Consider the following 25361-nt stretch of genomic DNA (forward strand, 5'->3'; position numbering starts at 1 on the left):
GGCACCTGTTATCGGTCAAGCAACTTCATGACTTCTTCCGGATAACGCAGGCCTGCCGTGGCATTGGCCGGGAATATCGCTTCCAGGGCCTGCAATTCTTCATGGCTCAACTTCACGTCCAGCGCAGCCACATTTTCTTCCAGGTATTTACGCTGTTTGGTGCCTGGAATCGGGATCAGGTAATCCCCTTGGGCCAAGACCCACGCCAACGCCAGTTGACCCGCCGTCACACCCTTGTCTGCGGCCAGGGCCTGCACCTGCTGCACCAGCAACAGGTTTTTTGCGAAGTTTTCTCCTTGAAAACGTGGACTGAAGCGACGGTAATCGTCGGCGGCGAAATCATCCGGACTTTTCAGAGCACCGGTCAAAAACCCCCGGCCCAACGGACTGTAAGGCACAAAGGCAACGCCCAGGCGCTGGCACGCGGCCAGGCAACTGTTCTCCTCCTGATCGCGGCTCCATAGCGAGTATTCACTTTGCAGTGCGCTGATCGGATGAACCTTGTTCGCTCGCTCCAGCGTGGCAACCGAGGCTTCACTCAATCCCAGGTAACGTACCTTGCCGGCCTTCACCAGTTCTGCCATGGCGCCGACGGTTTCCTCGATGGCCACCTGCGGATCGATGCGGTGCTGGTAATACAAATCCAGGGTTTCCACGCCAAGGCGTTTGAGGGTGCCGTCGATAGCGTCGCGAATGTATTCCGGTCGCCCGTTAACGCCCCGTGCGCCGGGGTTGGATGGGTCGCGGACAATGCCGAACTTGCTGGCCAGAAACACTTGGTCGCGCTTGCCGACAATGGCCCTGCCGATCAACTCTTCATTGGTATGTGGACCGTACATGTCTGCCGTGTCCAGCAAATTGATCCCCAGTTCCAGCGCCCGGTGCAAAGTGGCCGTGGCTTCGCGAGTGTCCACGCCCGTGGTGTAGAAATCGGTCATGCCCATGCAGCCCAGACCGATCGCGCTAACTTGCGGACCGTTTTTACCCAATTGTCGTGTTTGCATGAATCAGCTCCCTTGTGAATTGAAATCCTATTGTTGACCTCGACAGAAACGAGATAAACCGGCTAAAACTGCTATGACTATTCGTAATTTCTAAATAATCAGCCGGTAAACCAAAGCAATGGACCGTTTCAACGCCATGCGCGTGTTCACCCGAATTGTCGAATTGGGCGGCTTCGCCAAAGCGGCGGACAGCCTGCATTTGCCCCGGGCTTCGGTGACCACTCTGATCAAGCAACTTGAAGCACATCTGGGCGTGCAACTGCTGCAACGCACCACCCGGCAGATCAGCCTGACACTCGATGGCGCTGCCTATTACCCGCGTTGCGTGCGGTTGCTGGCGGATCTGGAGGAAACCGAAGCCGTGTTTTCCGCAGCTCGCCAAAACCCCAAAGGTCTGCTGCGAGTGGATATGCCGGCGGGAGTGGGGCGTTTGATCGTGATCCCGGCATTGCCGCAGTTCACTGCCCGGTATCCATTGATCGAACTGGAAATCGGTTTGAATGACCGGCCGGTGGATTTGATTCGCGAAGGTATCGATTGCGTGTTGCGCGGTGGCTCGACTCTGGACGACTCACTGGTGGCACGGCCGTTGTGCGTGATGGACCAAGTCACCTGTGCGAGCCCGGAATACTTGCAGCGTTGCGGGACTCCGCTGTGTCTGGAGGATCTGCAGGGGCACCAGATGGTGGAGTACTTTTCCAATGACACCGGCAAACGCTTTGGACTGGAATTTGTACTCGATGATCAGCTGCGGTTGATCGACCTGCCCAAGCACGTTTCGGTCAATAGCGCCGATGGCTATCTGGCGGCGTGCGAGGCGGGATATGGCTTGGTCCAGACCCCGTATTATCACGTTGCCCGCCAACTGAAGGAGGGGCGTTTGATCGAGGTCCTGAGGGACGTGCCGCCACCGGGTATGCCGCTGACGGCGCTCTATCCTCCTCATCGCCAATTGTCCCGACGAGTGCGGGTGTTCGTCGACTGGATGGTGGAACTCTGTGCGCAGCCGACTAATGGTTTTTACAAAAAAGACTCACGCGGCTGAGCGGTTACCCATAGGGCGTTGGCGTTTTGCTGTAACTCGTCGTGCAACTGTTGCATGTGCGCGCAGTGCAGGTTGAGGGATCTAGACTGGACGCCCCGATGAAACAGTGCGAACCAGCCATGGTCACCTGGCATGGGCATCAGGCCTGTGAAGGTGAAGCCCAGAGCCGAAAAACTGCGCAAATTCCGGGCGAAGTGCCGGGACAATTCGAGTCTGGCCGAAATCAGCCAGTGCCTGGGCAGTTGCCAGAGCTGCTCATGCAAGTGTTTGTTCAAGCGCTGAATGACAATGTCGAACCGATGCTGATGTTGCTTGATCTGTAAGGGGATCGCGGGCCGTGACGCCTTGTCCTGGTGGGTTCCAAACACCGAGCACAGGTGTTGCATAAACGCCCTGCAGCTTGCGGGCCAAGGGATATCGGGAAGCGGGCGCGCGTATCCGTCGATCATGTGATAGCCCATCACGATGGTCTCCGGAAGTGGTTCAGCGAATGGCGAAGGAACGTAGTCGGGAAGCAGTCCAGTGCTGTAGAAGCCGATTCTTTCTGCCATGCGTTGAGTATAGGGATGGTGGGTCACTTGCTTGATCGAGACGCTCTTGAGCCCCAGAGCGTCTGATTGCGTCAGTAATTCCTGGCCCAGACGGGTCGCGATGTTCTGCCCTTGCGCGGCGGGATGTACCACGCTGAGGGCCAGTTCCGCGGTATTCGACGGGATATCGCGGCACAACGCGGCGTGCCCGACAACGCGCGCGTCGTCCACTGCGAGCATTGATTGCCAGCGCCCCTCGGTGTTGTGCTGACTGATCATGTTCGGCAGATAGACATCCGGCTGAACGTAATGATCGCCGTAGACCTCTCGAAACAACCGGCTCACGGCATGTGCGTCGGAAGGGCGGCAGGGTCGAAAAATCAACCGGTTCATCACACGGGCTCCAGCGGGGGAGCGTCATACACCCGCAAATCCAGCACCCGCAGTTGTTTGCCTGAACGAGGGTGAAGCTTCAGGTCTGTGGTTGCGCAGGCCAGCACCTGCAACTCCAGCAGACCCTCACGGCTCAGGTCGTCGATGGCGGGGTAATGGGCAAGTAGCGCTTCACGCAATGCGCGGCGCGCCGGCTCGACGCTTTGTAACTGAGGTTCAGGCACCCACTTCAGGCTCAACAGATCCTTGTGTCCGACCTGTTCGATCAGCAATTGCCATTGCTCGCTGTGTGCTGCGCGTTGAACGATCTCGTGTATTTCTTCGGTGAACAGCGACAGCACACCTACTCGTATTCGTTGACTGTGGGCGCTGCGCCCCTTGAGGGCGAATTTACGCATCGGGGTTGCAGCCGGTTCACGCCAACAAGCACGGTCGCCTACCGGGTAACGCAGCAGCGGCATGAGCCGGCGTGTCAGGTTGGTCAGTACCAACAGCCCGGTGCGATCGCATTCTTCAATCACTTCACCGGTGTATTCATCGACGATTTCCAGCAAAGTTTGCGGTTCGAATACTCGATGCTCGCCCAATGCACAGTCGCGATCGCTGGCGCCTATGAGTCCGGCGTCTACGCTGGCATAGCCAATGGAGGCAATACGGGCGCTGGGGAACACTTCGCCGAGGATCGCCAACTGCGGGGCAAACAGGCTTTCGCCGCCATACAGCAGCGTCTCGACCCCGCACAACACACGCCGATGCTGTGCCAGGTAGGCCGCGAATCGCAGTAACTGTGCTGGCACTCCGGCCAGAACGTTGATCCGATGCCGTGCGATGGCATCCGCCAGTACGTCCAGCTCGACGTCTCCGGTAAACGGAAACTCACAGATGGATGGCCCGACATGGGCCAGGGAATCGTGGATAAACAGAAAGCTGGCATAAAGATCTCCTGAAAAGAACAGATTGGCGACGCGGTCGCTATTGTTCAGTTGAGCAGAGAGACTGTTTCCGAATGTACCGACCAGTGTTTTCCATTCCTCGCAGGAGTAAACGGCAAGTTTGCCCTGACTCGTCGAACCTCCGGTTTTAAACACCAGCGCATCGTCGACGTTTCCGGTCAGGACCGGCCAATGACTCAAATCGTTGCTGCCCGCCCAATAGTCGGATACATCGGTTAACGGTAGGTCTTTTAAAGTAATACCCTTCGAGGGCAAATGTTTCAGGTGTTTGCTGTAAAAATTTGAGTGCCGTCTTATGTAAGGTACTAGTTGTTCAAGCGAATAAGTTGGATTCACAGGGTTCTCTTTCTTATCAGGCATTTTTGTCAGGAAGCAGCATCAATGAGGTGTCTGCTTTTATTTTCTTTGATCGATAATTAACGGTGTTTTGCCACTGTGTTTGTTTCGGGTGAAGGCTTGTTCGGCGCACAGGGAAACTTCCACTATTAAAAGTGCGGCACTCACCGCATTTGCCACTGCTTCATGGGTCAGCAGTTTTTGGCGTACCCGGTTGGCATCCGCATCTGCTCGAACTTGCATGCGTTCGACTCCGCTGGCGGTGTGGTCCAGAACAATTTGAATGGGTACGCCTACGCTGCATTCCAGCGCCGACGGTGAAATGAATTCCGTGCCAATCCGTACCAGCTTGCCGTGCCGCTGTAGCAGTTCGAATCGCGGTGTCTCCAGTCCGCAAGGGCAGGCACCGGGTATCCAGCGACCGGTATCGCCGATGTCATATCGGTGCACGCGCTGACCTTGTCGGGAGCGGGACGTAAATAGCAGACGGCCGATCTCATTGGTCTGCACCGGCTCATCCTGTTCGAGCTGAACGATTTCCAGATGCTGGGTTTCGCTCATCAAGTGAAATATGCCGTTCGCGGTTGCCGGGCAGGCATGCCCCAGGGGACCTGCATCGACGGAGCCATAGATGGCAGAGCGAATCGTCGACACTCCACAGCGTTCCATCAGGCGCTGACTGGCCTCTGCCGGATGTTCGCCACCCAGGAACACTTTGCCGATGCCGGCATAGGCGCGAAGTCGGGCCTGCTCCTTTAGAAACAGGCGATGCAGCGTACTGGGCATGCCGATCAGCACGGTGACTCGCTGCTCCACGATCAGTCGGGCGATTTCGCTGAAGTCGTCGTCCTGGGGAGCCCCCATGGGCAAATGCACAACATCCATCTGTTCAAGAATGTTCGAGAAACTGAAAAATCCGCCGTACAGGTTGCCGCCGTAGAACAGGTTCATTACCCGGTCCTGTGAGGGATCGAGCCCAACGCAGAACAAGCCATCAGCCGCCGCGCGCATCTGTCGTTGAAAGTCGCGATAGCTGAAACCGGCCAGGGCCGGGATCCCGCTGCTGCCGCCAGAGCGGAAGTACAACTGCGCTGCGGAGCCGATTGGCTGGGTCATGAACGTGTCTTTGTCCATGATCGGGCCATGGGCGGTGTCGGGGGCGGGTGGAAGCGAGTCGAGCGTTGCACGGCCAGTCGAGGCATCCGGAGGCAGAGTCACCGAGAGGCGGCGACTCAGACGTGACAGCGCATAGACGCCATCGTGGGGTTCACCGCAGTAGCCATCATGAATCGACCTGCAAGGTGCAATACGAGTGACGCCGGCATTGATCAATGTTCGAACGAGCTCGGGTGTTTCTCCCGAGAGGCACATCAGCGCGCAACTTTGCAGTACGGTTCGCCAGGGCAACAACGTCTCGGCGATCAGGTGCCGCGGCACTGGCTTTAGCACAATCGTACGAAACAGCGGCGACGGCCCGAGCGTCTGATCGTGTTCCCAAATGACACGCCATCCAGGGCCGGTCCACACTTGGCCGGTCTGGTTCTTGAAGCTCTGATCCAGCTGCGCCATGGCGGTGCGGGTAGTGATTTCCGACGCTTCCTGATCTGTCGGCACTAACGCCGGCCATTGTGGGGCGCGACGGTTGAGGGCTTCGGCCAGTCGGTTACCCAACTCCTGCACAACAACTGGATCGTCGCTGTCCACCAACACCCATTGAGGGCTGGAGCAGGCCTGTTGATCCAGTCGACAGACTTCATCTGCCAACGCATCGAGCGCCGAAGAATTCGCTGCTTCAGGTGACAGATAGGCGAAGCTGACCTTGTGTCCCCAATCGATCCAGCGACAGCCGGCCGGGATCTGCTGACGGATTGCTTTGAGTGCTGTTTCGCCGCCCCAGGCGGATACTCCATCGGCCTTGGCGCAGAGTTGCGCAATGCGAGAAGTGTTCACCGGCAGCACCGCTACGAATTCGGCCAGTCTGCCGCTGATGTCGCAGCTCACAAGGGCGGCGAGCAACTGCGCGGTCAAACCCTGATCGCTGGAGCTGGGGCGAAGCCAGTTGATGTTGCCGGCCAACAGGCTTTCGAGTACCGCGCAAAACGCCAGCATCGGCGCGTTGCCCGGAGTGATATGTACCACCAGCCCCAACGGATGCCAGCTTTCGAAGCACGACTGCCGATAGTCGATACGCCGCAGCGAACGCGGTTGCAGGCCCAGTTCCCGATCAAGCTTGGTGCTCAGGTTGCTCTGCTGGCAAAAATCGATCAGTCCCTGGTATTGATCGTCGTCGAGGGGCAGATCCAGACTACGGGCTTGCAACTGCGTGGCAAAGCGAGCGGCGGACTCGATGACGGTGTCGCTATCGATCGGCGCAGCCAGCAGGCGGGGCAATTGTTTTTGAAGGAGGTCGAGTGCGCTTTCAGGAGTGATGTCGTCACGCAATTGGCCATTAATCAGGTACATATCAAGCGCCTCCGATCAGTTCTGAAGCGGCCATGGCACAGCTGCGACTGGCGCTGGTGCCGGCACGTCCATGCAGCTCGAACCAATCGGTCGCCAGGCCGCATCCGCAACTGGCGCCGGGGTGCAATATCGCTAGATCGCCCATGACCACGGCATGGGCGGGGCTGGATGAAATGTAGGGAGAGACGAATTCCAGCAAGCCGCGCCGGCCGTAGGGCTGGACAGTGAAATTGGATGGGTTGCGCACGAAAACCTTCGAATAAATCGGTACATGAAAATGATGGTGGGCACACTGGATATAGGGCACGGCATGCTCTACGGCACCGTAGCCGTCCCGGCATCGGGACAGGTCGATGCCCAATTGCCGGTTGATTCGGGCATACAACTGATGGAGCGGGATCTCCTGTGCTGCCTGGGTTTTCCAGCCGCCTCCCAGAAACACCAATGACTGGGCAGGCAACTGCAACTCGGCCTCGCAGGTGTCTTCCATGTGCTGCAGTGCGTGCGAAAGGAACGCCGGAAAACCCAGGATGCGAACGGGCAGTCCTTCCTCGGCAAACTCCTGCAAGGCTCGAATTACCCCAAAAAGATCGAACTTGTGACCTTTGCCGGTGAGGCGCAAGCCGTAAACAACACGGTTGACGGGGGCATAGCTGCAAAGAAATTGATCGGTATAGGCCGTGCCCAAGGTGATAGCCGCCTCGGGCTCATAGCTCAGGAGCAGGTAATTGCAGGGACTGTCCGGGGTATCCCAGCCGTAGTGCCGGAAAATATGGCTCACCATGCCTTGTGCCGCGGCCATACTGCGCTGGTCGTACCGCATGCGACTCTTCTGGCCGCCGGTACCGGAGGAGGTCAGCTCCAGCGCGCCTTCGCCTGTGGGGCTGAAGACCAAATGACGTTTGAAGTAATTGGCGAAAATCGGCGGCAGCCTGGACCAGTCATCCAGTGTCTCCAGGGCATGGGCATCAAGATCATTGGCGTTCAGCCAGCGTTCGTAGCCAGGCGTATGGTGACAATGAAACAGGCTGACTTCACCCATGGCCCGGTCGAACAGGCCTTCCGGCACGGAATCAGGGCAATAGGGTTGCCTCAACGCGCAAAGCGCATCGGTGTGGGGGAGATGGATCATCAAAAGACCTATGGTTTGGTGTCAGACAGTAAGCGCGATGTGGGAGCGCCGCAAAAACAGTCGCAAGGGCAGCAGGCACAGGAGCCCCGCGAGACCGGCCATCAGGGCAAAGGCTTCAAGCCTGTCACCGGCACCCAAGGCCGCGATAATCGAGCCGCCAACACCCATTACGGCGATGGAAATCATGCCAACCATGGCCGACACCAAGCCTTTGCTGTCGTCGCTGGAAAACAGTGCAAGCCGGTACAGTGCGGCATTGCTCATGCCAAGGCCGATGGCATAAACCGACAGACAACTGACCAGCAAAACCGTTGAAGCACCGATGAAAGAGAGGGTGATCAATGCAACGAGCCCGCCGCAAAATGGCCAGAGCGCGTATCGAATCAGTTGGGTCAGTTCTGTGTTGGCAATCAGTCGGTTGAGTATCAGGTTACCGAGAATGACTGCCGCAAATACCGGGATTTGCCACAGGCCATAGTGCAGGGTAGAAAGTCCCTGGCTCTGGACCAGCAAGAGTGGCGCGAGTCCGATCCAGGCAATCAACGGCAGACTCATCAGGCCCAAGGCGATGGTGGCGCTCAGGAATGGCGGGTTGCCGAGCAATGCCGCGTAGCGGCGCACCGTGCCACCCCACTCAAAAGGCACCGCGGCCAGTCGTTGCCCGTCCTGGCGCAAGGTGCCCACGGTTTCCGGCATGAACCAGTAAAGTCCCAGCCAGACCATCGCCCCGCCGACACCCAACAGTAAAAACAGCTCCCGCCAGGAGAGCCATTCCAGCGCCAGACTGCCGAGCAATGGACCGAGCAGCGGGGAGAGCAGCGCAACGTTGCCCAGCAACGCCATGATTTTTACCGCATCGGCTTCGCAGAAGACTTCTTGCAGGGCTGGATAACTGACGGCGATGACAAATCCCAATCCCATGCCCTGAATCAGACGCAAGCCGTTGAAGGCGAGGATGTTTTGTACGTAGAACGCTGTGGCACAGGCTAGAGCGAACCCCGCACAACCGATGAGTAACAGCCTGCGGCGACCGAAGTGATCAGACAGCGGGCCGATAAGCCATTGCAGAAGAATGCCGCCAATCAAGTAAAGGTTGAAGGCATAAGGAACGTGGCTCGGACTGGCATCCAGTTGACGGGTTACAGTCAACATGGCGGGCATGATCATGTCGCTGCCCATATAAGTCAGCAGTTCGAAAAGAGTGATTGCAAGGCAAAAACCAAACAAACAATGGGGGCTGATATTGATTAAAGGCTTGAGCATGGCATCCCTGTTTTACTCGTGGCTTGAGGGGCTGATTTGTTTGTGATGTATCGAGAATAGACATCGATAGCGAACAGCTCAAACACACGATTGAGACTTAAAGCTTCAATGGTTTTCGCTATATTTCGATGTGTGGGAGGAAGTTGGAAAGCGATAATTACGGTGGATTAAACTGACAGATTGATGAGAATAGTCATGTACGAAAAATGCCCGCTAGAGAGCGGGCATTTTCTTCAGTGGAGCAAAGAATGATTGTTTTCTTACAAGTGAACGGCTGAATAGTCGTTGTTTGCGTCAGTCAGTTGAATTATCGATGTTGATAATAACCAGGTCCGCCTCGGTCATAGTGGTGGCCGCCATGCCAGCCGCCGTGGGGGAAAACGATGCAGCCACTCAGGGTCAGGAGCGCGAGCAGGGGAATCAGCTGCGTGATTCGACGGAACATTTCAAAATCCTCATGGTTATCGCCGCAATGAAGTCAAAACTCTTCATCGGCTGTAACATGAGACCCCGTTTGCAGCCCCTCATTCCCGCAGTACGGTAGGGGCTTGGTATGCTATCGGATACAAACCGGATACATTTTTTTGGTTCAGGAACCCGCAATGACTCAGTCGCAACGTTTGAAATACTCGATTCTGATCTCCCTGGTGGTACTGGGGATCATGTTCGGCCTTTCCTGGCTGCAAAATGCAGGGATCATCACAGAGCAGCTGTTCCAGTACATCGCTATTGGCGTGGCGGTGCTGGTGGTGGTGATCAATGGCGTAATGCGTCGCAAGGTCAAGCCTTGAGTGACGCCCCCTGGCCGGATTGCTCGCTGTAAAGGACAGCCGCGGCCTGTGGATGCAGGCTGTAGCTTTTGTCCGGATTGAGAGTGATCACGCCTTCACCGCACAAGCGTTTCAACACTTCACGGACACTGAGAAAGGACAGGGGAATGTCCAGGTCCAGCAAGTGGCTGTGCACGCCACGCACTCCCAGGCTGCGGTCGCTTTCGGCGGCGGTCAGCAAGGCGTCGATGACTTTCAGACGAATCAGGCTGGTACGCAGGCCAAAACTCTTGAGCAGAAACCTGATCCGTTCGTTGCCGTGGCGTTCGGCTTGTTGATTGAAAACGCCTGAGCCCAGGGTGCTGGTCTTTGGCGCATGGCTACCGTCCGTTGGCAGTTGCGGGTTGTACATGCAAAAACTCCTTTTCAGAGCCTGATCCGGAAAAATGTGATGGGTGCTCTCAATCAATATGACGAACGAGCCAGGCAAATAATGAAGACGCACATGTAGAAAATTTGTCGCGGTTACGTCAGCGGCCCGTGAGCTGGGCGTGGGGACGTCCTAAATTTTTGCTGTTTGCTTCGTTTTAAGGGGAGGCGCATTGCGTGTCATACGTCTTTTCGATCAGGAGCGAGCGTGATTATTTCCAGGCAGTTAACCAGGTTGAGCCTTGCGGGTGTGTTTCTGGGGCTGAGTCTTGCAGCAAATGCGCGCAGCCAGCCAGAGCAGGCGACGGCCGAGATTCGTCGAACCAGTTTCGGCGTGCCGCATATTCGTGCCGACAACGAGCGCGGGCTCGGCTATGGCATTGGCTATGCCTACGCTCAGGACAATCTGTGCTTGCTGGCCAATGAGATCGTCACAGTCAATGGCGAGCGCTCACGGTATTTCGGCCCGGACCAGTTTACCGTCGAAGAGCGCGGGAACCTGGCCAGCGATGTGTTTTTCAACTGGCTGAACACCCCCCAGGCCGTCGCCGCTTTCTGGCAGGCGCAAACACCGGAAGTCCGCGAGCTCATCGATGGTTACGTGGCGGGTTACAACCGTTCGCTGACAGAGCGTCGAGCGCAGGGTTTGCCGCAGCAATGCCAGGGTGAATGGGTGCGCGCGATTACCGCGCAGGACCTGGTCAAGTTGACCCGGCGTCTATTGGTCGAAGGCGGCGTAGGGCAGTTTGCCGAAGCATTGGCCGGCGCTACCCCGCCGAAAACCGTTGCCCATGTGGCGGGCGAACCGGTGTCGTTCCAACTGGCGGCTTCGCGCATGCAACGCTTCGCTCTGGATCGCGGCAGCAATGCCGTGGCGGTCGGCAGCGAGCGTTCGTTCAACGGTCGCGGGATGCTGCTGGCCAATCCGCACTTTCCGTGGGGCGGTGGGATGCGTTTCTATCAGATGCACCTGACCATTCCCGGCAAACTGGATGTGATGGGCGCCGCATTGCCCGGCTTGCCCATGATCAATATTGGTTTCAACCAGCACCTGGCATGGACCCACACGGTGGATTCGTCCAAGCACTTCACACTGTATCGCCTGCAACTCGATCCCAAGAATCCGACCCGTTACCTGCTGGATGGTCAGTCCTTGCCGATGAAAAAGCAGACGCTGGCAGTGAACGTGAAGCAAGCCGATGGCCAGACCCGGCAGATCTCCCATGTGGTCTACAGCTCGCAATTTGGCCCGATTGTGCAATGGCCCGGCAAGCTGGACTGGAACAACCAGTTCGCCTACAGCCTGCGCGATGCCAACCTGGAGAACGACCGGGTCTTGCAGCAGTGGTATGCGATGAACCGTGCCGTCAGCCTCAAGGATTTGCAGGCATCGGTGCACAAGATTCAGGGGATCCCGTGGGTCAATACCCTGGCGGTGGACGATCAGGGGCAGACGCTTTACATGAACCTGTCGGTGGTGCCGAACGTCAATGCCGACAAGCTGGCCAAGTGCAGCGATCCGCGGGCCGGATTACAGATGATCCTGCTCGACGGTTCCAACAGCGCCTGTGCCTGGGACATCGACCCGCACGCTGCGCAAAAAGGTATTTATGCGGCAGACAAGTTGCCGCAACTATTGCGCAAAGACTTTGTGCAACATTCCAATGACTCGGCCTGGATGGCCAACCCGGCACAACCGCTTACCGGTTTCTCGCCGTTGATCAGTCAGGACAATCAGCCGTTGGGGCTGCGTTCGCGTTTTGCACTGGAGCGTCTGGGCACCTTGAGCAAGGCCGGCCTTGTCGCTGCGGCCGATCTGCAACACATGGTGATGGACGATCAGGTGTATCAGGCGGCCCAAGTGATGCCGGATCTGCTGCAATTCTGTGCCGCGGATCTCGGCGCCGATGCGCCAACGCTTACGCCGCTGTGTGCCAGCCTCAAGGCCTGGGATCGCCGGGTGAATCTGGACAGTGGACTGGGCTTTGTGCATTTTCAGAATGTCATGGTGCCGTTACAGCAAATCCCTGGCATCTGGCGTGTGAAGTTCGATCCGAAGGATCCGCAACACACACCACGTGGCCTGGCAATTGAACAGCCAGATGTCGCCAAAGCGATTCGGGCGGCGATGCTGGCTTCGGTTGAACAGGTAAAAACCCTTGGCCTGAAAGCCGATAGCCGCTGGGGCGATATCCAGGTGGTCAGCAGCGGCGGGCAGCAAACGCCGATCCACGGCGGGCCGGGCACGCTGGGTGTGTATAACGCGATCCAGAGCGTGCCGAGAACCGACGGCAAGCGCGAAGTCGTCAGTGGCACCAGCTATTTACAGGTGGTGACTTTCGATGACAAGGGGCCACAGGCTCAGGGCTTATTGGCATTCTCGTTGTCCAGTGACCCGGCGTCGAAGTACTCCCGGGATCAGACACTGGCCTTTTCGAAGAAACAGTTGAGTGTGCTGCCGTTCACCGAGCAGCAGATCACGTCCGATCCGCAGTACCAGGCTCAGACGATTCGCGAGCAGGATGAAAAAGCAGGGAAGATCGCCGCGCAGTAATCGCGATAGCGTTTGAGTCAAAAGTGAAGGCCGCACCCCGCAAGGGTCGCGGCCTTCAGCTTTTTGGGGTTTGTTGCGGGATCGAATTGAGGACCGGATTGCCGTCCTTGTTGCGGGTCAGATAGACCGGCAGCACCTTGGGCAACGAAGCGACCAGGTTATTGAGCTCTTTGATGTTGTAGATACCACCGAGGCGAATCGAGCCGGTACTGTGGTCGGCGATCATGACGGGCTTGTTCAAATAACGATTGATCAAGGGCAGGGCGTCGGTCAGCGCCAGATCATCGAGCACCAGTTTGCCGCTGCGCCAGGCCAGCGAGTGGTCGTTGGCGGAAGTCTGGGTGATTTGCGGCGTGAAATCGCCGTGCCGGTAACGCGCCTGCATGGCAGGTTCGAGGCGCAGACCCTCGCCGGGCAGGGCGTCATTGCTGGTCACCAGCACGGAACCTTCAATCAGGTTCACGCGTACCTGATCCTCATACATCCAGACGTTGAAACGGGTGCCGGTGACGCGAATCCTGCCGTCGGCTGCCCTGACGATGAATGGGTGCTGCATGTCGTGACTGACGTCGAAGAAGGCTTCGCCTTTTTTCAGCGTGACACGACGCTGGTCCTTGTAATTGCTGAACGTCAGCTCACTGCCCAGGTTCAGCTCCACCTGACTGCCGTCGCTCAGCGTGACCTGACGAACATTGTCGGTCGCCTCGAAATGCTGATAGGCATTGGGCAGCCAACCCAGGTTCCATCCGGTATAGGCCGCCAGTGGCAACGCCAAGGCGCAGACGGTGGCTGCAATGCCGAAAGTGCGCCAAGGCATTGTCGGCTTGTCGCGAACAGTCGGCGCGGGAGATTCGGGACGAGGCAAGTCCCCAGCCACATCCCAGATCTCTAGCATGGCTTCGTATTCGAAGGCATGCAGAGGATGAGCATTACGCCATTGCTCGAATGCCTGGCGTTCTTCGGCCGTGCAGTCAACGGCGTGCAGACGCATGCACCAGTGCGCAGCGGCATCGGTGATGGCGTCGTATTGAGCTTGCGAGAGAGAGTGGTCTGTCATTGACTCATCCTGATTTCCTGCATTCTAACCTTGAGGGGAAGTCTGCGAGAACAACCGTCATGGCATTTGCCCATCAAAGTGCGACTTATTTTTCACCCGCACACCCTGCAAACAGGGCGTCGCCGGGAAGTATCCATAGTTGGAGTGAAAAAATGGTCAAGGTCAGCAGGAGTGATCCCTGTCCAGGACGAGAAAAGCAGGTGCAGATCGGGGTGACCTGCGCCTGATTTTATGTGCTTCAAGTCAAACCGTTTATGGGGCTGGCACCGGATCCAGCTGTCGACCCATTTCACATATCAAGCGAGCGACCGAGTCGGCGTTGCGCAAAATGGTGTCGATGCGCTGGCTCGCATTCCGTGGATCGAGGAAGGCGTTGCGAGCTTCTTCCATCGTCGTGCAGCCCGTCGTTTTGAGGATGTCCTTAGCCACATGCTCCAACCCATCAATCGAGTCCAGGCTGATCCATGACTGCAATGGTTCGTTCCAGCGCGTAAACAGTTCTTCTCTCGGGGTGGCCAGGGACAATGCTCGTCGCTGGAAATCCTGCTGCGTCTGTTTGGTTACCACACCGAAACCGGTGACGGTGGCGATGAGGTCGGTGAACGGGCGCCTTGCCTCAACCGTCGCAATATCCACGGTTTTTGAAAAAAGATGGGAGAACTCATGAATCAGGGTCGCGGCCCGGGAATGGTCGTCAACGTCGAAAGGCTCAGTCAAACAGTACTTGTACCAATCGAGTTTCGGGTCAAAAAACCTCTCAGTGAAATGCACACGCCTCTGCGCATCGTCATTCACAACAAAAGCGATCGTACTGTCGAACCAGTCTTTGTTTGAACCGACCACAAAATGCTCGGTATTCATCAAGTCCTCGTTTGGGTCTACCAGTGCCTTGCAAATTGGAACGATGACTTTTTTGATCTTGTCGAGAACACTGGCGTCGATGCTGCCAGTATCAAAAAAGGCTTTAAGAAAGGTATCCAGCCGTGTTCCCGGGTTCAGGAGTCTGAGTTGCACCAGGTTATGCAGACTGTTAAACGCGTAGTAGCGAGCCAGATCGATGGCTTGCACGAGCATGCGTGCTTTTTCCGGGTGCTTTGTCCGTATGTCTTCCATTCCCCGCGCTTCGATATTCAGTACGCTGTTGACTACGCGACTGGAAACATATTGGTTGTGCATTTTCGACAAGGCTTTGCCGTAGTGAATCGTATGTGAGTCCGGATCGATCACCAGTTGTTTTCCAGGCGTTGTCAGCAACGCGGGGCCCTGTTGTTGGTCGTTGATCATTCGCCAGATCGCCCCGGTTTTCGAGACGCGGTATGCCTTTCCGCCGACCGGGGCGTAGGTTCGTTTGCTGGTTGCTTCCAGATAAGTGCCATCAGTCGTGCGTCTGGTCAGATCCTTCAACGCGACAGTAGTGGTCTCGAAAGGCTGCAATGCCGTGCGCGTCGGTGCTGTCGGTTTTACTTGTGACCATTGCGGGACAACCAACGGCTGGGTAACAGGTGGGGAGGTGGCCGTTGCTGGCGCCGACTCGATAGAAGACTCCAGCGACAACCGTCCCAGCGACACCATTTGCGCGGCACCGGCAATAAATGTCTGCAATGCCTGTTTCCAATGATGATCCTGCAGCGCTTCGGCGGAGTCTTTGAAGTCTTTGTAGCTTTGCCACAGAAACTGCACATAGGAGAGTTTGCCCGGCAACAGGCCCGAAATCAGTCTGATGCCAGAGCTGAACAGGTTTTTGGCGGCTTCCCATTCTGCCTGGCCGGTGATTTCGGAGTGGCTGCCGAGCATCTTCGAAAGAAGGCTGACGTTATCGTTGAACAACTGTGCAAGCAGGTTGCCGCTGATAGGGGGGGAGGCGAGGGTGATTTCGCTCTGTTGCCCTACGGTGGATTTGAACAAGTTGCCGAACAAAGACTGTTCAGCCTCGGGAAGCCTGCGAAGGATCAGTTCCTGAAGTGGCCCTGGGGTATTGATCGCTGAGATAACGCTGGCCTCGTTCACGAACTCGGTGAATATGGAGCCTGCGTGATAAGGCGCATAGAGGATTTGCGGCCCGTCATGTCCGGCACCTGGGCCGATCAGGTACAGGCCCAGGGTTTTCACCGCTGCGGCACCTGCGGTCTTGATCATTTCCAGCGGCCTGACGATGGCGTGGGCACCTGTTACAGCCGCGCGGGCGATTGTGTCCGGCATATCGAGAACCTGCCAGATCAAATCAAAGGCGCTGCCGGAAAGACGTTGCTGCAGTTTCAGCGCATGAGCGTGTTGCAGCAGCTGCCATGGTAGTTGCTGAATAAAACGCTGCATTCGACTGTCGGCATCGGTACCGGCCTTGGTCAATGCATCGGTCACTCGCTTTGCATAATCGCTCTGGATATTCAGCGACCGCACAAGCTGGCGCACGGTGTCCTGATTCAGGCCTGCGGGAAGGGCCTGAGAGGTGGTCGAGGCAATCTTGAACCCGGTGCCTTGAGCCGCGTTGACAGGGTTCAGGGCAAATTCGGTCAAGCTACGCGACGGCCCGGCCAGGGCCAGATTGGGCGTGATTTTGATCTGGTCGGGATCAAGTTGCGTTCCAGGAAACCGGCTGCCAATCAATGATACTAATCGCTCATGCACATAGGACGTCAGGGTCTGGATCCCGTGCAAGTAGTCCTTGTCGTCGGTGACGCTGTTGCGGTATTGCTCCAGCAATTCGATGTGCAGCTGCTGTTCTTCGACTGGGGCCATTCCAAGCCATGCAGGCAGAGACTGCTGTCGGGTGATGGCTTGCGAGATCAACGTGGCTCTTTGCAAGTTGGTGTCGATGACCCTTTGGGTCATTTTTTTCAACGCTTTGATCTGTTGCGCATCGTCCAGCTTCTGGCTGCGCAGGTGTTCACAACAGGCCAGGAAGTGCTCGATGGAGGATTGCGCAAGGCGCTGCAACACATGGCCTTCAATCAGTCGCAACGAGTTGAGCTTATAGCTCTGGTGGAATGTGCGTTGGGCAGGGCTGAGGTTTTCCAGCAACTCCAGGCGTTTGTTGTCGTCGAGCAGGCGCCGGTTCAGTTCCGTCGTTGCGCTGCTGACTGTCGCGAAAACTTCGAGCCCGGCCGCAGGCGTCCACAGAATCGCCCGGCCCGAATGCTGAACATCGAGCCCGCCACGTTCGGTCAACAACACGCAATTGGCCAGAGGCAGCACATTTTTCTGCCCGGAACACTCAAGGATCAGTGAATAAGCGTCAGGCCTGAAACCTTTGAGGGCGAGGCGCGTTCCTCGATCCGGTTTGTCCGGATCGAACACTGTATCGACAATGGCCCGATCGGCTTCCCGTAGTGTTGTGTTAAGCACCCGCAGGCTGGCTTCCCCGCGCAAACCTAGGGAAAATGCGTGAGCTATCTTGGGTTTCAGTTTCTCCAGATAAACGCTTTGTAGCGCCAGGGAGGTAATCGGCTGGGAGGCAAATTTCGAGCTGAGCAGCGATTTGACATCGCTGAAGGATTTTACGAAAACCGCTGCCTTGTCTGCCAGCACCTGGGACGGCAGTTGGTTGCCAGACAACACCGGCCGGGTACTCCAGCGTCCCTGTGCATCCAGCGTCAGCAATTGTTCGCTGATCATTGAGCGTATATCCAGTGCCTTGTCGAACAAGGCATGGACGTTCACGGCCCCATCGCTGTGGCGGTAAACCTGCAGAACGTATTCAATGTTTTGCAGTTGCTTGGTAATGATCGCTTCAAACATTTTTTTGAATATTGACCCTGAAATCACCTCGCCGGAAACCTGCGGGCGCTTGAAGCCGATGAACCGGTTACGTTCATCCAGATTCAGGAGACCGTAGAGCTCGTCTTCATGACCGGCCGCGCTGAATTTGCTCAGCAAGGTGTCTTTGAGGTCTTGATGGTCTTTCAGAACCTGTAACCCCTGAGCGGGCGTGTAAAGAAAGGCATTGGACGAGGAATGACTGATCATCAGTGAGCCTGCCAGCTCTACAAAGTTGGCCTCGTATTCCCAAAGACGCACGGTTTCAAGGCTGAGTGTCGAGGGTGTGCCGGCGCTCAGCTGAATCAGTTGGTGCAGGGCCTGGCTCTGTTCAGGGTTGATGATGTCGGCTTCGCGCTTGATCAGGAACTCTGCACGCGCCTTTTCCCGGATGGCCCGACTGAAAAAGTCGCGACGGGAAGCACCGTCGGCAGCTGCAGTGTCCCAGTAGTGCTGCAGTTTTGCGGACAGCAGGCTTATCAGTTTGCTGGAGGCGGTCTTTACAGCGGTTTCCCAGTGGCCCTGGTCGATGCTCGTCGACTTTTTTTCCGGATGGAAAAATTCGTGAGACTGCCCGCTCGGCCATCGCTGATGGCGGTAGTACGACAGCACGGCGTCACTCAAGGACATGGAGTTGATCCAGCGGCGGGTCGAGGCACTTTCCTGGTTGCCATCATCGGTCGGTCTAACGGAATAAAAGTTGAGTCGGGTCTGGCTTTGATCAAGGCCCGGGAATCCCGGCTGCAACAACTCATCAAGCAGCGTAGTGAGCAGCGAGGTGAGCGTTGGCAACTTGATCAACTCGTCCAGCATGGCCTGCTCGTTCACTCGCTGGTACGCGGTGATGACGTTGCGCTGGTCTTCGAATATTTCACCTTCGATGGCCTGAAAACTCACTTGAATAGAGGTCGCGGCTGCCAGCGTTTTGCGCGCAGACAACGACATGAAGGCCAGCAGATCGTCGTCCTCGGTTACGCTGTTCAGCTGACGATTAAGCTGTTCGGTCAAGGCTGCGCGGCTGTCGAACTTCTTTATGCCGGCGTACGGGGTGTAGAGAATCTCGCCCTTGTCAGCCGGGGTGAGGCTCAATACGAAGCTGCCCGCCAAAGGGATGGGGTCCAGAGCGTCCGACTTCAGCAAAATTTTTTCGGCGAACATGGATGGGGTCTGTTGAAGGCGTAACGTTTGGCTGGCCAGTTCCAGATGACTGAGCCATTCGAAATCCTTGCGCGTCAGCCCATGGATTTTACCCAGATCATTCCAGTGGCCGGGTGCGTGCAGGGCCTCGGGGAATAACAGCGGAGCGGCAGGTGTGGGCATCGTCGAGTCTCGTTCAGGGCGCGGTTGAATGCGCCAATGGATTGAGGCTCAAGACTAAAAGTCGCGGGTGAGTCGAAGGTGGTAGATAGTTACCGCATGGCCGCCCGATGTTTGTGCAAAGATGCGCCAAAGCGTCTTTTCGGCTTAATCGGTTCTGATCAGATGCACCGGTTCAAGCGAAGGGTTGACAGGCTACTCGTCGCACGTTGTTAATCGGTTGGTTTTCATACGCTGTTGCCCCCTCCAATAATTACTCTGGAGCTTCAGATGTCTGCGCCACACGATCATGTGTCTACTGCGGTTTCGCAAAACCTGTCCTTCGAAGCGCTTACTGCGTTGCTCGAGCAGATCTTCCTGCGCCACGGCACCTCAGCCGATGTCGCCAAAACCCTGGCCCTCAACTGCGCCAGCGCCGAGCGCGACGGGGCTCACAGTCACGGTGTATTCCGCATTCCCGGTTATGTGTCGACGTTGCAAAGCGGCTGGGTCAATGGTCAGGCGGTGCCGGTGGTCGAGGACGTGGCCTCGGGGTTCGTCCGGGTCGACGCCGGTAATGGTTTTGCCCAACCGGCCCTCGCGGCGGCGCGGTCATTGCTGGTGGAGAAAGCCCGCAGTGCCGGCATTGCGGTGCTGGCCATCCGTAATTCCCACCATTTCGCCGCCTTGTGGCCAGACGTCGAGCCGTTTGCCGATGAAGGGCTGGTGGCACTGAGCGTGGTCAACAGCATGACCTGCGTGGTGCCGCACGGTGCCGATCGTCCACTGTTCGGGACCAACCCGATTGCCTTCGCCGCCCCTCGGGCCAACGGTGATCCGATCGTTTTCGACCTGGCGACCAGCGCCATTGCTCATGGCGACGTACAGATCGCTGCCCGTAAAGGCGAGCGTTTGCCGGCGGGCATGGGTGTGGACAGCCTCGGCCAGCCGACCCAGGACCCGAAAGCGATCCTTGAGGGCGGCGCCTTGCTGCCGTTTGGCGGGCACAAGGGCTCGGCGCTGTCGATGATGGTGGAGCTGTTGGCGGCGGCGTTGACCGGGGGCAATTTTTCTTTCGAGTTCGACTGGTCGAACCATCCAGGGGCGAAAACACCCTGGACCGGTCAACTGCTGATCGTGATCGATCCAAGCAAGTCGGCGGGGCAGAACTTTGCCGAGCGCAGTCAAGAACTGGTCCGGCAGATGCACGGTGTGGGACTCAAGCGGTTACCGGGTGATCGACGTCACCGGCAGCGCGCCAAAGCCAAGGTCGAAGGCATTGCGCTGGATGCTCAGACGCTGGCGAGTCTGCGGGAATTGGCCGGGCTCTGAACTCAAACGCAATCCCTAATGTGGGAGCGGGCTTGCTCGCGAAGGCGGCGGTACAGTCAACATTGATGTCGCCTGATACACCGCTTTCGCGAGCAAGCCCGCTCCCACAGGTTCCGTACTGACGCTCAATGACTTAACGCCGTCCCAACAACAGCCCCACCACCAAACCGAATCCGGCGGAGATGGCCACGGTTTGCCAAGGATGGCCGCCGATGTAGATTTCGCTGGCCTCGACCGCGGGCCTGGTCCGGTCACGCACGCTGGAGACTGAAGTCCGGGCCTGCTGGAGCTTCTGGGCGATTTGCCCACGAAGGGTATCCGCTTCCTCACCGACCAGTGAAGCACTGCTCTTGAGCAGTTTTTCCGACTCTTCGATCAGGGCCTGAAGTTCGCTGAAGACCTGATCCTTGATTTGATCCTCGGCGACTTGATCGATGATTTTGCGGGCCATTGGAGTACTCCTTGCAGGTAAATGGGCAGTGAACAATGGAGTCTGGCGCCATGGCAAAAGTTGCAGCCATTTTGCGTGACGACTCCACCCTGAAGAAAAATCCAGGGCAGGACATTTCCTCCTACAGTGTAAGATGTCGCCTATTTTACGCAGCAGGTATCTTCCATGAGCTTCAATCTGGCCGACAAACCCCTTGCCGAGCGCGCGGCGCTTGAAGATGAAAAATCCCGTCTGTTCGAACTCTGGCAAAACAACCTGGGTAAATCCAAGGGTGAAGCTGCACGGTTGTTCGGTGAGCGTGCCAAGCGCAAAGGCAAATGGGCCGAGTGGGTCCGCGCCGAACTCGACGGCATGTCGCCCCCGGAATTCGCGAACATGGTGCGCAGTGAAGTCAATCGTTTGATGGCGGCTAAATAAGCCACCAGACACTATTCCCGTGCAGGACTTCGGCAGCCCCTACAGGCGGGAAAAGGTCGCGATAATCGCCTCGCGCACTTTCAGCACCACCGGATCGAGTTGCGTGCTGGTACGCCAGCCCAGCTCGATCGGATAGCGTGGCAGCGCCAGAGGGCAGGGCAGCAGCGCCAGTCCGCTGAGCGCGGCGATACTTCGAGCCGCATGGGCTGGAATAGTCGCCACTGCCTGACTGCCCTTGAGCAAGTGCGGCAACGCGGCAAAGTGTGTGGTCGACGCGCATACCCGCCGACTCAGGCCCAACGCCGCCAGGCCTTCATCGGTAATCCCGATAAAACCGCCCGATGACACCAGAATGTGCTCGCGGGCGACGAACGCTTCAAGGCTGAGAGTTTCCTGTCCCTCGGCCAGACTGAGGGGGTCCACCAGGCACAGATAATCGCCTTCACCCAGCACCTGACGACTGAGCAGACGCTCGGCAAACCCGCCGGCCGTGATCGCCAGATCGATACTGCGCTCCATCAAGGCCCCGGCGACAATCTGGCTGTGGGTCTGGCGAAAGATCAGCCGCAGCTTCGGCGCACGATCAGCGATCTCGTCAATCAATCGTCGCCCGTAGGCGATTTCGAAATCATCCGACAAACCCACCGTCACCGAGCGTCCGTCGTAATGATTCGCCGCCGGATCGACCATCGCCAGGCTTTGGCGGCATTTATTCAGCGCATCGCTGACCACCGGTTTCAACTGGTTGGCCTTGAGCGTCGGCGCAAGACCTCGACCCGTGCGCACGAACAACTGATCGCCATACACTTCTCGCAATCGGCGCAATGCCGCGCTGACCGCCGATTGCGTCACGCCCAGACGCAGCGCGGCACGGCTAGCGCTGGATTCCTCATGCAGGGCTTCGAAGACTTTGAGCAAGTTGAGATCGACGGTCGCGATATTCATTTGGTTCATATCATTCAGCAGTGAGTCGGGCTTTGTTCATGATCCTGTGGCGCCGGAGAATGAGCAACACCTCATTACTGACGGAGTCACCGCGATGCCCAAGTCCATCGTTGCTGCCCTGCAAATCGGCGCCTTGCCCGGCGGCAAGGCCGACACCCTCGATCAAATCCTCTCCTGGGAAACCGCCATTATCGAATCCGGCGCCGCACTGGTGGTCATGCCGGAGGCGTTGCTCGGCGGCTACCCCAAGGGCGAGGGTTTTGGCACGCAACTCGGCTATCGACTGCCGGAGGGGCGGGAAGCGTTTGCGCGGTATTTCGACAACGCCATCGACGTGCCCGGCGCCGAGACTGAAGCCTTGGCCGGGTTGTCCTCACGCACTGGCGCCAACCTGGTGATCGGCGTGATCGAGCGCGCGGGCAGCACCTTATATTGCACCGCGTTGTATTTCGATCCGCAGGCCGGGCTGGTCGCCAAGCACCGCAAACTGATGCCCACCGGTACCGAGCGACTGATCTGGGGTAAGGGCGATGGCTCGACCTTGCCGGTGATCGACAGCCAGGTCGGGCGGATCGGCGCGGTGGTGTGCTGGGAAAACATGATGCCGCTGCTGCGCACCGCGATGTACGCCAAAGGCGTGGAGGTCTGGTGCGCGCCGACCGTGGACGAGCGGGAAATGTGGCAGGTCAGCATGCGCCACATCGCCCATGAAGGACGCTGCTTTGTGGTCAGCGCCTGTCAGGTCCAGGCCTCACCGCAAGCCTTGGGTGTGGAAATCGCCAACTGGCCGGCGGAGCGCCCGTTGATTGCCGGCGGCAGCGTGATTGTCGGGCCCATGGGCGACATTCTCGCCGGGCCGCTGCGTGGCGAGGCGGGTTTGCTCACCGCTGAAATCAACACCGACGACCTGATCCGCGCCCGTTACGACTACGACGTGGTCGGGCACTACGCGCGCCCGGACGTGTTTGAGTTGACGGTGGATGAGCGGGCCAAACCGGGCGTGAGTTTTATCTGAGGCGCAGCCACTCTTCGCGGGTGATCTCCCAGACTTCCTTCGGGAATCGCCCGCTGACAAAATCACCCTCTTCGGTGTGTATCAAACGCATGCCGGTACGTTCCGAGAGTTTGCACGAGCCGATATTCGGCGCCGCTTTCGGCACGCGCAGCAACGACCGGCCGAGTGTTTCGAACCAGTACTCGGTCACCGCCGCACTGGCTTCACCCATCAACCCCTGGCCTTGCCATTGCGGGGCCAGCCAGAAGCCTCGGTTGTTGTCCTGTTCATTCATCAGGCTGACATTGCCGATCAGTTGATCGGGGGCCGACTTCAAGCGGATTGACCAGTGCCATTCCTCGCCACGGGCCATCGCCGGCAGGGCAATATCACGCAGATAAGTCAACGCGCCGTCGGCGGGATAAGGCCACGGCACCAAGACGTTCAGATAACGCACCACGTCCCAGTGAGGGAACTGTTGCTGAATGGCCTCGGCATCAGCCAGTTCCAGCGGGCGCAAAATCAGTCGTTCGGTGTAGAGCGTTGGAGCGGCGTGCATCGTGGGTGACCTCCTTGTAGGGACGGGCGCTGCGCATCATGCGCAGCGTCGATTGTCCGTCTAGTCTCTAGGCGTTAACACCCCTGTCAACGGATGGACTGTCCATGAGTTTGTTACTCGGCCCGATTCTGCAGTTTCGTGGCATCAACAGTAATGTCTATAACGTGTCGGCTCTAGTGGTTTTACCCTTGGGCGCGACATCACCCAGCGTAAAAGTACCCGGTGGTGTCACTGCCGGCAAACCGTTGGCCACCGCCGATATCCCGTTGCTCAATCCTCAGTACCGCGTCTGGCGCATCGATTTAAAAGCGCTGCAAGACCAGGCTGTCGCCACTACTTACACGATCAAGATAGAGGGCGCGGCGGCCAACTTCGTGGTTCCGGCCGAGGGCCAGTCGCCGCGCATGGCCTATGTGTCGTGCAATGGCTTTTCGGACCCCAAGGACATGGAGAAGGTGGACCGGAACAACGAGCGCTGGGAACACATGTGGGGCGCTCATCAAAGCAAGCCCTATCACCTGTTGTTGATGGGGGGCGATCAGGTTTACAGCGACGATATGCGCAGCAATGTGTCGTCGATGAAAACATGGTTTGCCAAACCCTTTGCCGAGCGTCGAAAGGCGGTCTACAGCAAGGTGATCGAAGCCGATCTGGACAAGTTCTTCGCCAGACTCTACCTGGAGCGCTGGAAGCAGCCTGAGGTCGCGAAGCTGCTCAGCGCCGTTCCGACGGTGATGATGTGGGATGACCATGACATCATCGATGGCTGGGGTTCCTACGACGAGATTCTGCATTCAAGCCCGGTGTTCCAGGGGCTGTTTGCCACGGCCAAGCGCTATTTCAGGATTTTCCAGCAGCAACTGATCCAGACTCATCCGCACCTCAAACCGTCCGCCGATACTCATCCCTGTGCGATTCCCGACACCGCTGATGGCTTTCACCTGGGGTTTACCGGCCTGGGTGAATTGGCATTGCTGGTTCCCGACTTGCGCAGTGAGCGTGCACCGGATTTGACGACTCCGCCGGCTCGGCCGACCCGGATCATTTCGCCCGTCAGTTGGGATGCGATTTATGCCTGGCTGAGCAAGGTCAAGGGGCATAAGCACTTGCTGCTAATGTCGAGTATTCCCGTGGGTTACCTTGATTTGCAGGCGGCCGAAAAGGCACTGGACCTGATCTCGGGGCAACAGGAGCTCGAGGACGATTTGCGCGACCATTGGCGAAGCCTGCCCCATCGAGACGAACGCAAGCGGCTGATCATGCGGTTACTGGATTTCGCCCATGCTGAGTCATGCAAGGTCACGCTGGTGTCCGGTGATGTTCATGTGGCCGGCGCCTGCGTGATCGAATCGACGTTGTCCCGGCATCGCAACGATGGTTCAGGATTGATTTACCAATTGATTTCGACCGGGGTCGTGCATCCTGCACCGCCAGTGCTGGCAGTGCAGTTTCTGGAGTCCATTGGCAAGCAACAGGAACAGATCGACTACGGCATCACCGGGACCATGTTGCCCATCGGTGCCCGAGGACGTTACCTGATCGCTGCTCGAAACTGGCTGGCGATAGAGCCGGATGAAGACAGCACCGGCAAAAGTCGGCTGTGGGCCAACTGGCACGTAGAAGGCCTCAAACATTGTGTGACCCAGGTGATCGATCCGGTTAAGCCACGGGCCGAGCCTTGAGCG

At 57.7% G+C, this 25361-nt stretch carries 19 protein-coding genes; 7 read left to right on the forward strand and 12 right to left on the reverse strand.

All coding sequences use genetic code 11. The features are described 5' to 3' along the window. Positions 1–8 precede the first annotated feature (8 nt). Positions 9–1004: an aldo/keto reductase gene (locus KVG95_RS05190; protein WP_217854775.1), complete on the reverse strand. Its 996-nt coding sequence runs from the start codon at positions 1002–1004 to the stop codon at positions 9–11. A 118-nt stretch (positions 1005–1122) separates the two neighbouring features. Between KVG95_RS05190 and KVG95_RS05195 the strand changes: the two genes are divergently transcribed. Continuing rightward, the gene (locus tag KVG95_RS05195; RefSeq protein WP_217854776.1) at positions 1123–2049 is read left to right on the forward strand and encodes a LysR family transcriptional regulator; all 927 of its coding nucleotides are present in this window, start codon (positions 1123–1125) and stop codon (positions 2047–2049) included. On the opposite strand, the gene KVG95_RS05200 is transcribed toward KVG95_RS05195, so the two are convergent. From KVG95_RS05200 to KVG95_RS05220, 5 genes are read right to left on the reverse strand one after another with little or no spacing between them, the layout of a single operon-like run. Further along, entirely contained in the window at positions 2025–2972 is a 948-nt protein-coding gene (locus tag KVG95_RS05200; protein ID WP_217854777.1) for a GNAT family N-acetyltransferase, read from the reverse strand. The two genes, KVG95_RS05195 and KVG95_RS05200, sit on opposite strands and share 25 nt — an antisense overlap. Next, on the reverse strand, positions 2972–4285 hold the full coding sequence (locus KVG95_RS05205; protein WP_225922907.1) for a phenylacetate--CoA ligase family protein: 1314 nt from the start codon (positions 4283–4285) through the stop codon (positions 2972–2974). The genes KVG95_RS05200 and KVG95_RS05205 overlap by 1 nt, the downstream gene beginning before the upstream one ends. 36 nt (positions 4286–4321) lie before the next feature. Continuing rightward, positions 4322–6724, reverse strand: a complete 2403-nt coding sequence (locus tag KVG95_RS05210) for an aldehyde dehydrogenase family protein (RefSeq protein WP_217854779.1) — start codon at positions 6722–6724, stop codon at positions 4322–4324. A gap of 1 nt (position 6725) precedes the next feature. Further along, positions 6726–7856: a LuxE/PaaK family acyltransferase gene (locus tag KVG95_RS05215; protein ID WP_217854780.1), complete on the reverse strand. Its 1131-nt coding sequence runs from the start codon at positions 7854–7856 to the stop codon at positions 6726–6728. A 21-nt stretch (positions 7857–7877) separates the two neighbouring features. After that, positions 7878–9119, reverse strand: a complete 1242-nt coding sequence (locus tag KVG95_RS05220) for an MFS transporter (protein ID WP_217854781.1) — start codon at positions 9117–9119, stop codon at positions 7878–7880. A gap of 602 nt (positions 9120–9721) precedes the next feature. On the opposite strand from KVG95_RS05220, the gene KVG95_RS05225 reads away from it, so the two are divergent. Then, positions 9722–9910: a hypothetical protein gene (locus KVG95_RS05225; RefSeq protein ID WP_007901365.1), complete on the forward strand. Its 189-nt coding sequence runs from the start codon at positions 9722–9724 to the stop codon at positions 9908–9910. On the opposite strand, the gene KVG95_RS05230 is transcribed toward KVG95_RS05225, so the two are convergent. Next, positions 9900–10301, reverse strand: coding sequence for a fe2+ zn2+ uptake regulation protein (locus tag KVG95_RS05230; protein WP_052963409.1), 402 nt, complete (start codon positions 10299–10301; stop codon positions 9900–9902). The genes KVG95_RS05225 and KVG95_RS05230 overlap by 11 nt on opposite strands. 225 nt (positions 10302–10526) lie before the next feature. On the opposite strand from KVG95_RS05230, the gene pvdQ reads away from it, so the two are divergent. Further along, on the forward strand, positions 10527–12872 hold the full coding sequence (gene pvdQ, locus KVG95_RS05235) for a bifunctional acylase PvdQ (RefSeq protein ID WP_217854782.1): 2346 nt from the start codon (positions 10527–10529) through the stop codon (positions 12870–12872). 55 nt (positions 12873–12927) lie between these two features. Here pvdQ and KVG95_RS05240 read toward each other — a convergent pair whose 3' ends face one another. Beyond that, positions 12928–13929 (reverse strand): FecR family protein, encoded by a 1002-nt coding sequence (locus KVG95_RS05240; protein WP_217854783.1) that lies wholly within the window; start codon positions 13927–13929, stop codon positions 12928–12930. A 252-nt stretch (positions 13930–14181) separates the two neighbouring features. Further along, a complete protein-coding gene (locus KVG95_RS05245; protein ID WP_217854784.1) occupies positions 14182–19002 on the reverse strand; it encodes a dermonecrotic toxin domain-containing protein in 4821 nt (1606 codons plus the stop codon). A gap of 267 nt (positions 19003–19269) precedes the next feature. Here KVG95_RS05245 and KVG95_RS05250 point away from each other — a divergent pair, with 267 nt between their 5' ends. Continuing rightward, positions 19270–20310, forward strand: coding sequence for an Ldh family oxidoreductase (locus tag KVG95_RS05250; RefSeq protein WP_217854785.1), 1041 nt, complete (start codon positions 19270–19272; stop codon positions 20308–20310). Between the two features lie 133 nt (positions 20311–20443). Here the strand turns inward: KVG95_RS05250 and KVG95_RS05255 are convergent, their stop codons facing one another. Beyond that, entirely contained in the window at positions 20444–20761 is a 318-nt protein-coding gene (locus KVG95_RS05255) for an ElaB/YgaM/YqjD family protein (protein WP_217854786.1), read from the reverse strand. Between the two features lie 165 nt (positions 20762–20926). Between KVG95_RS05255 and KVG95_RS05260 the strand changes: the two genes are divergently transcribed. Beyond that, the gene (locus tag KVG95_RS05260) at positions 20927–21178 is read left to right on the forward strand and encodes a hypothetical protein (RefSeq protein WP_007897387.1); all 252 of its coding nucleotides are present in this window, start codon (positions 20927–20929) and stop codon (positions 21176–21178) included. Positions 21179–21217: 39 nt separating this feature from the next. Here KVG95_RS05260 and KVG95_RS05265 read toward each other — a convergent pair whose 3' ends face one another. Beyond that, on the reverse strand, positions 21218–22132 hold the full coding sequence (locus KVG95_RS05265) for a LysR family transcriptional regulator (protein WP_217854787.1): 915 nt from the start codon (positions 22130–22132) through the stop codon (positions 21218–21220). An 85-nt stretch (positions 22133–22217) separates the two neighbouring features. Here KVG95_RS05265 and KVG95_RS05270 point away from each other — a divergent pair, with 85 nt between their 5' ends. Next, a complete protein-coding gene (locus tag KVG95_RS05270; protein WP_217854788.1) occupies positions 22218–23138 on the forward strand; it encodes a carbon-nitrogen hydrolase family protein in 921 nt (306 codons plus the stop codon). On the opposite strand, the gene KVG95_RS05275 is transcribed toward KVG95_RS05270, so the two are convergent. Then, on the reverse strand, positions 23131–23676 hold the full coding sequence (locus tag KVG95_RS05275) for a GNAT family N-acetyltransferase (RefSeq protein WP_217854789.1): 546 nt from the start codon (positions 23674–23676) through the stop codon (positions 23131–23133). The genes KVG95_RS05270 and KVG95_RS05275 overlap by 8 nt on opposite strands. 104 nt (positions 23677–23780) lie before the next feature. Here KVG95_RS05275 and KVG95_RS05280 point away from each other — a divergent pair, with 104 nt between their 5' ends. Continuing rightward, the gene (locus tag KVG95_RS05280; RefSeq protein WP_217854790.1) at positions 23781–25358 is read left to right on the forward strand and encodes an alkaline phosphatase D family protein; all 1578 of its coding nucleotides are present in this window, start codon (positions 23781–23783) and stop codon (positions 25356–25358) included. The last annotated feature ends 3 nt before the right edge of the window (positions 25359–25361 follow it).

This window comes from Pseudomonas farris (assembly GCF_019145235.1).
Taxonomy (GTDB): domain Bacteria; phylum Pseudomonadota; class Gammaproteobacteria; order Pseudomonadales; family Pseudomonadaceae; genus Aquipseudomonas; species Aquipseudomonas farris.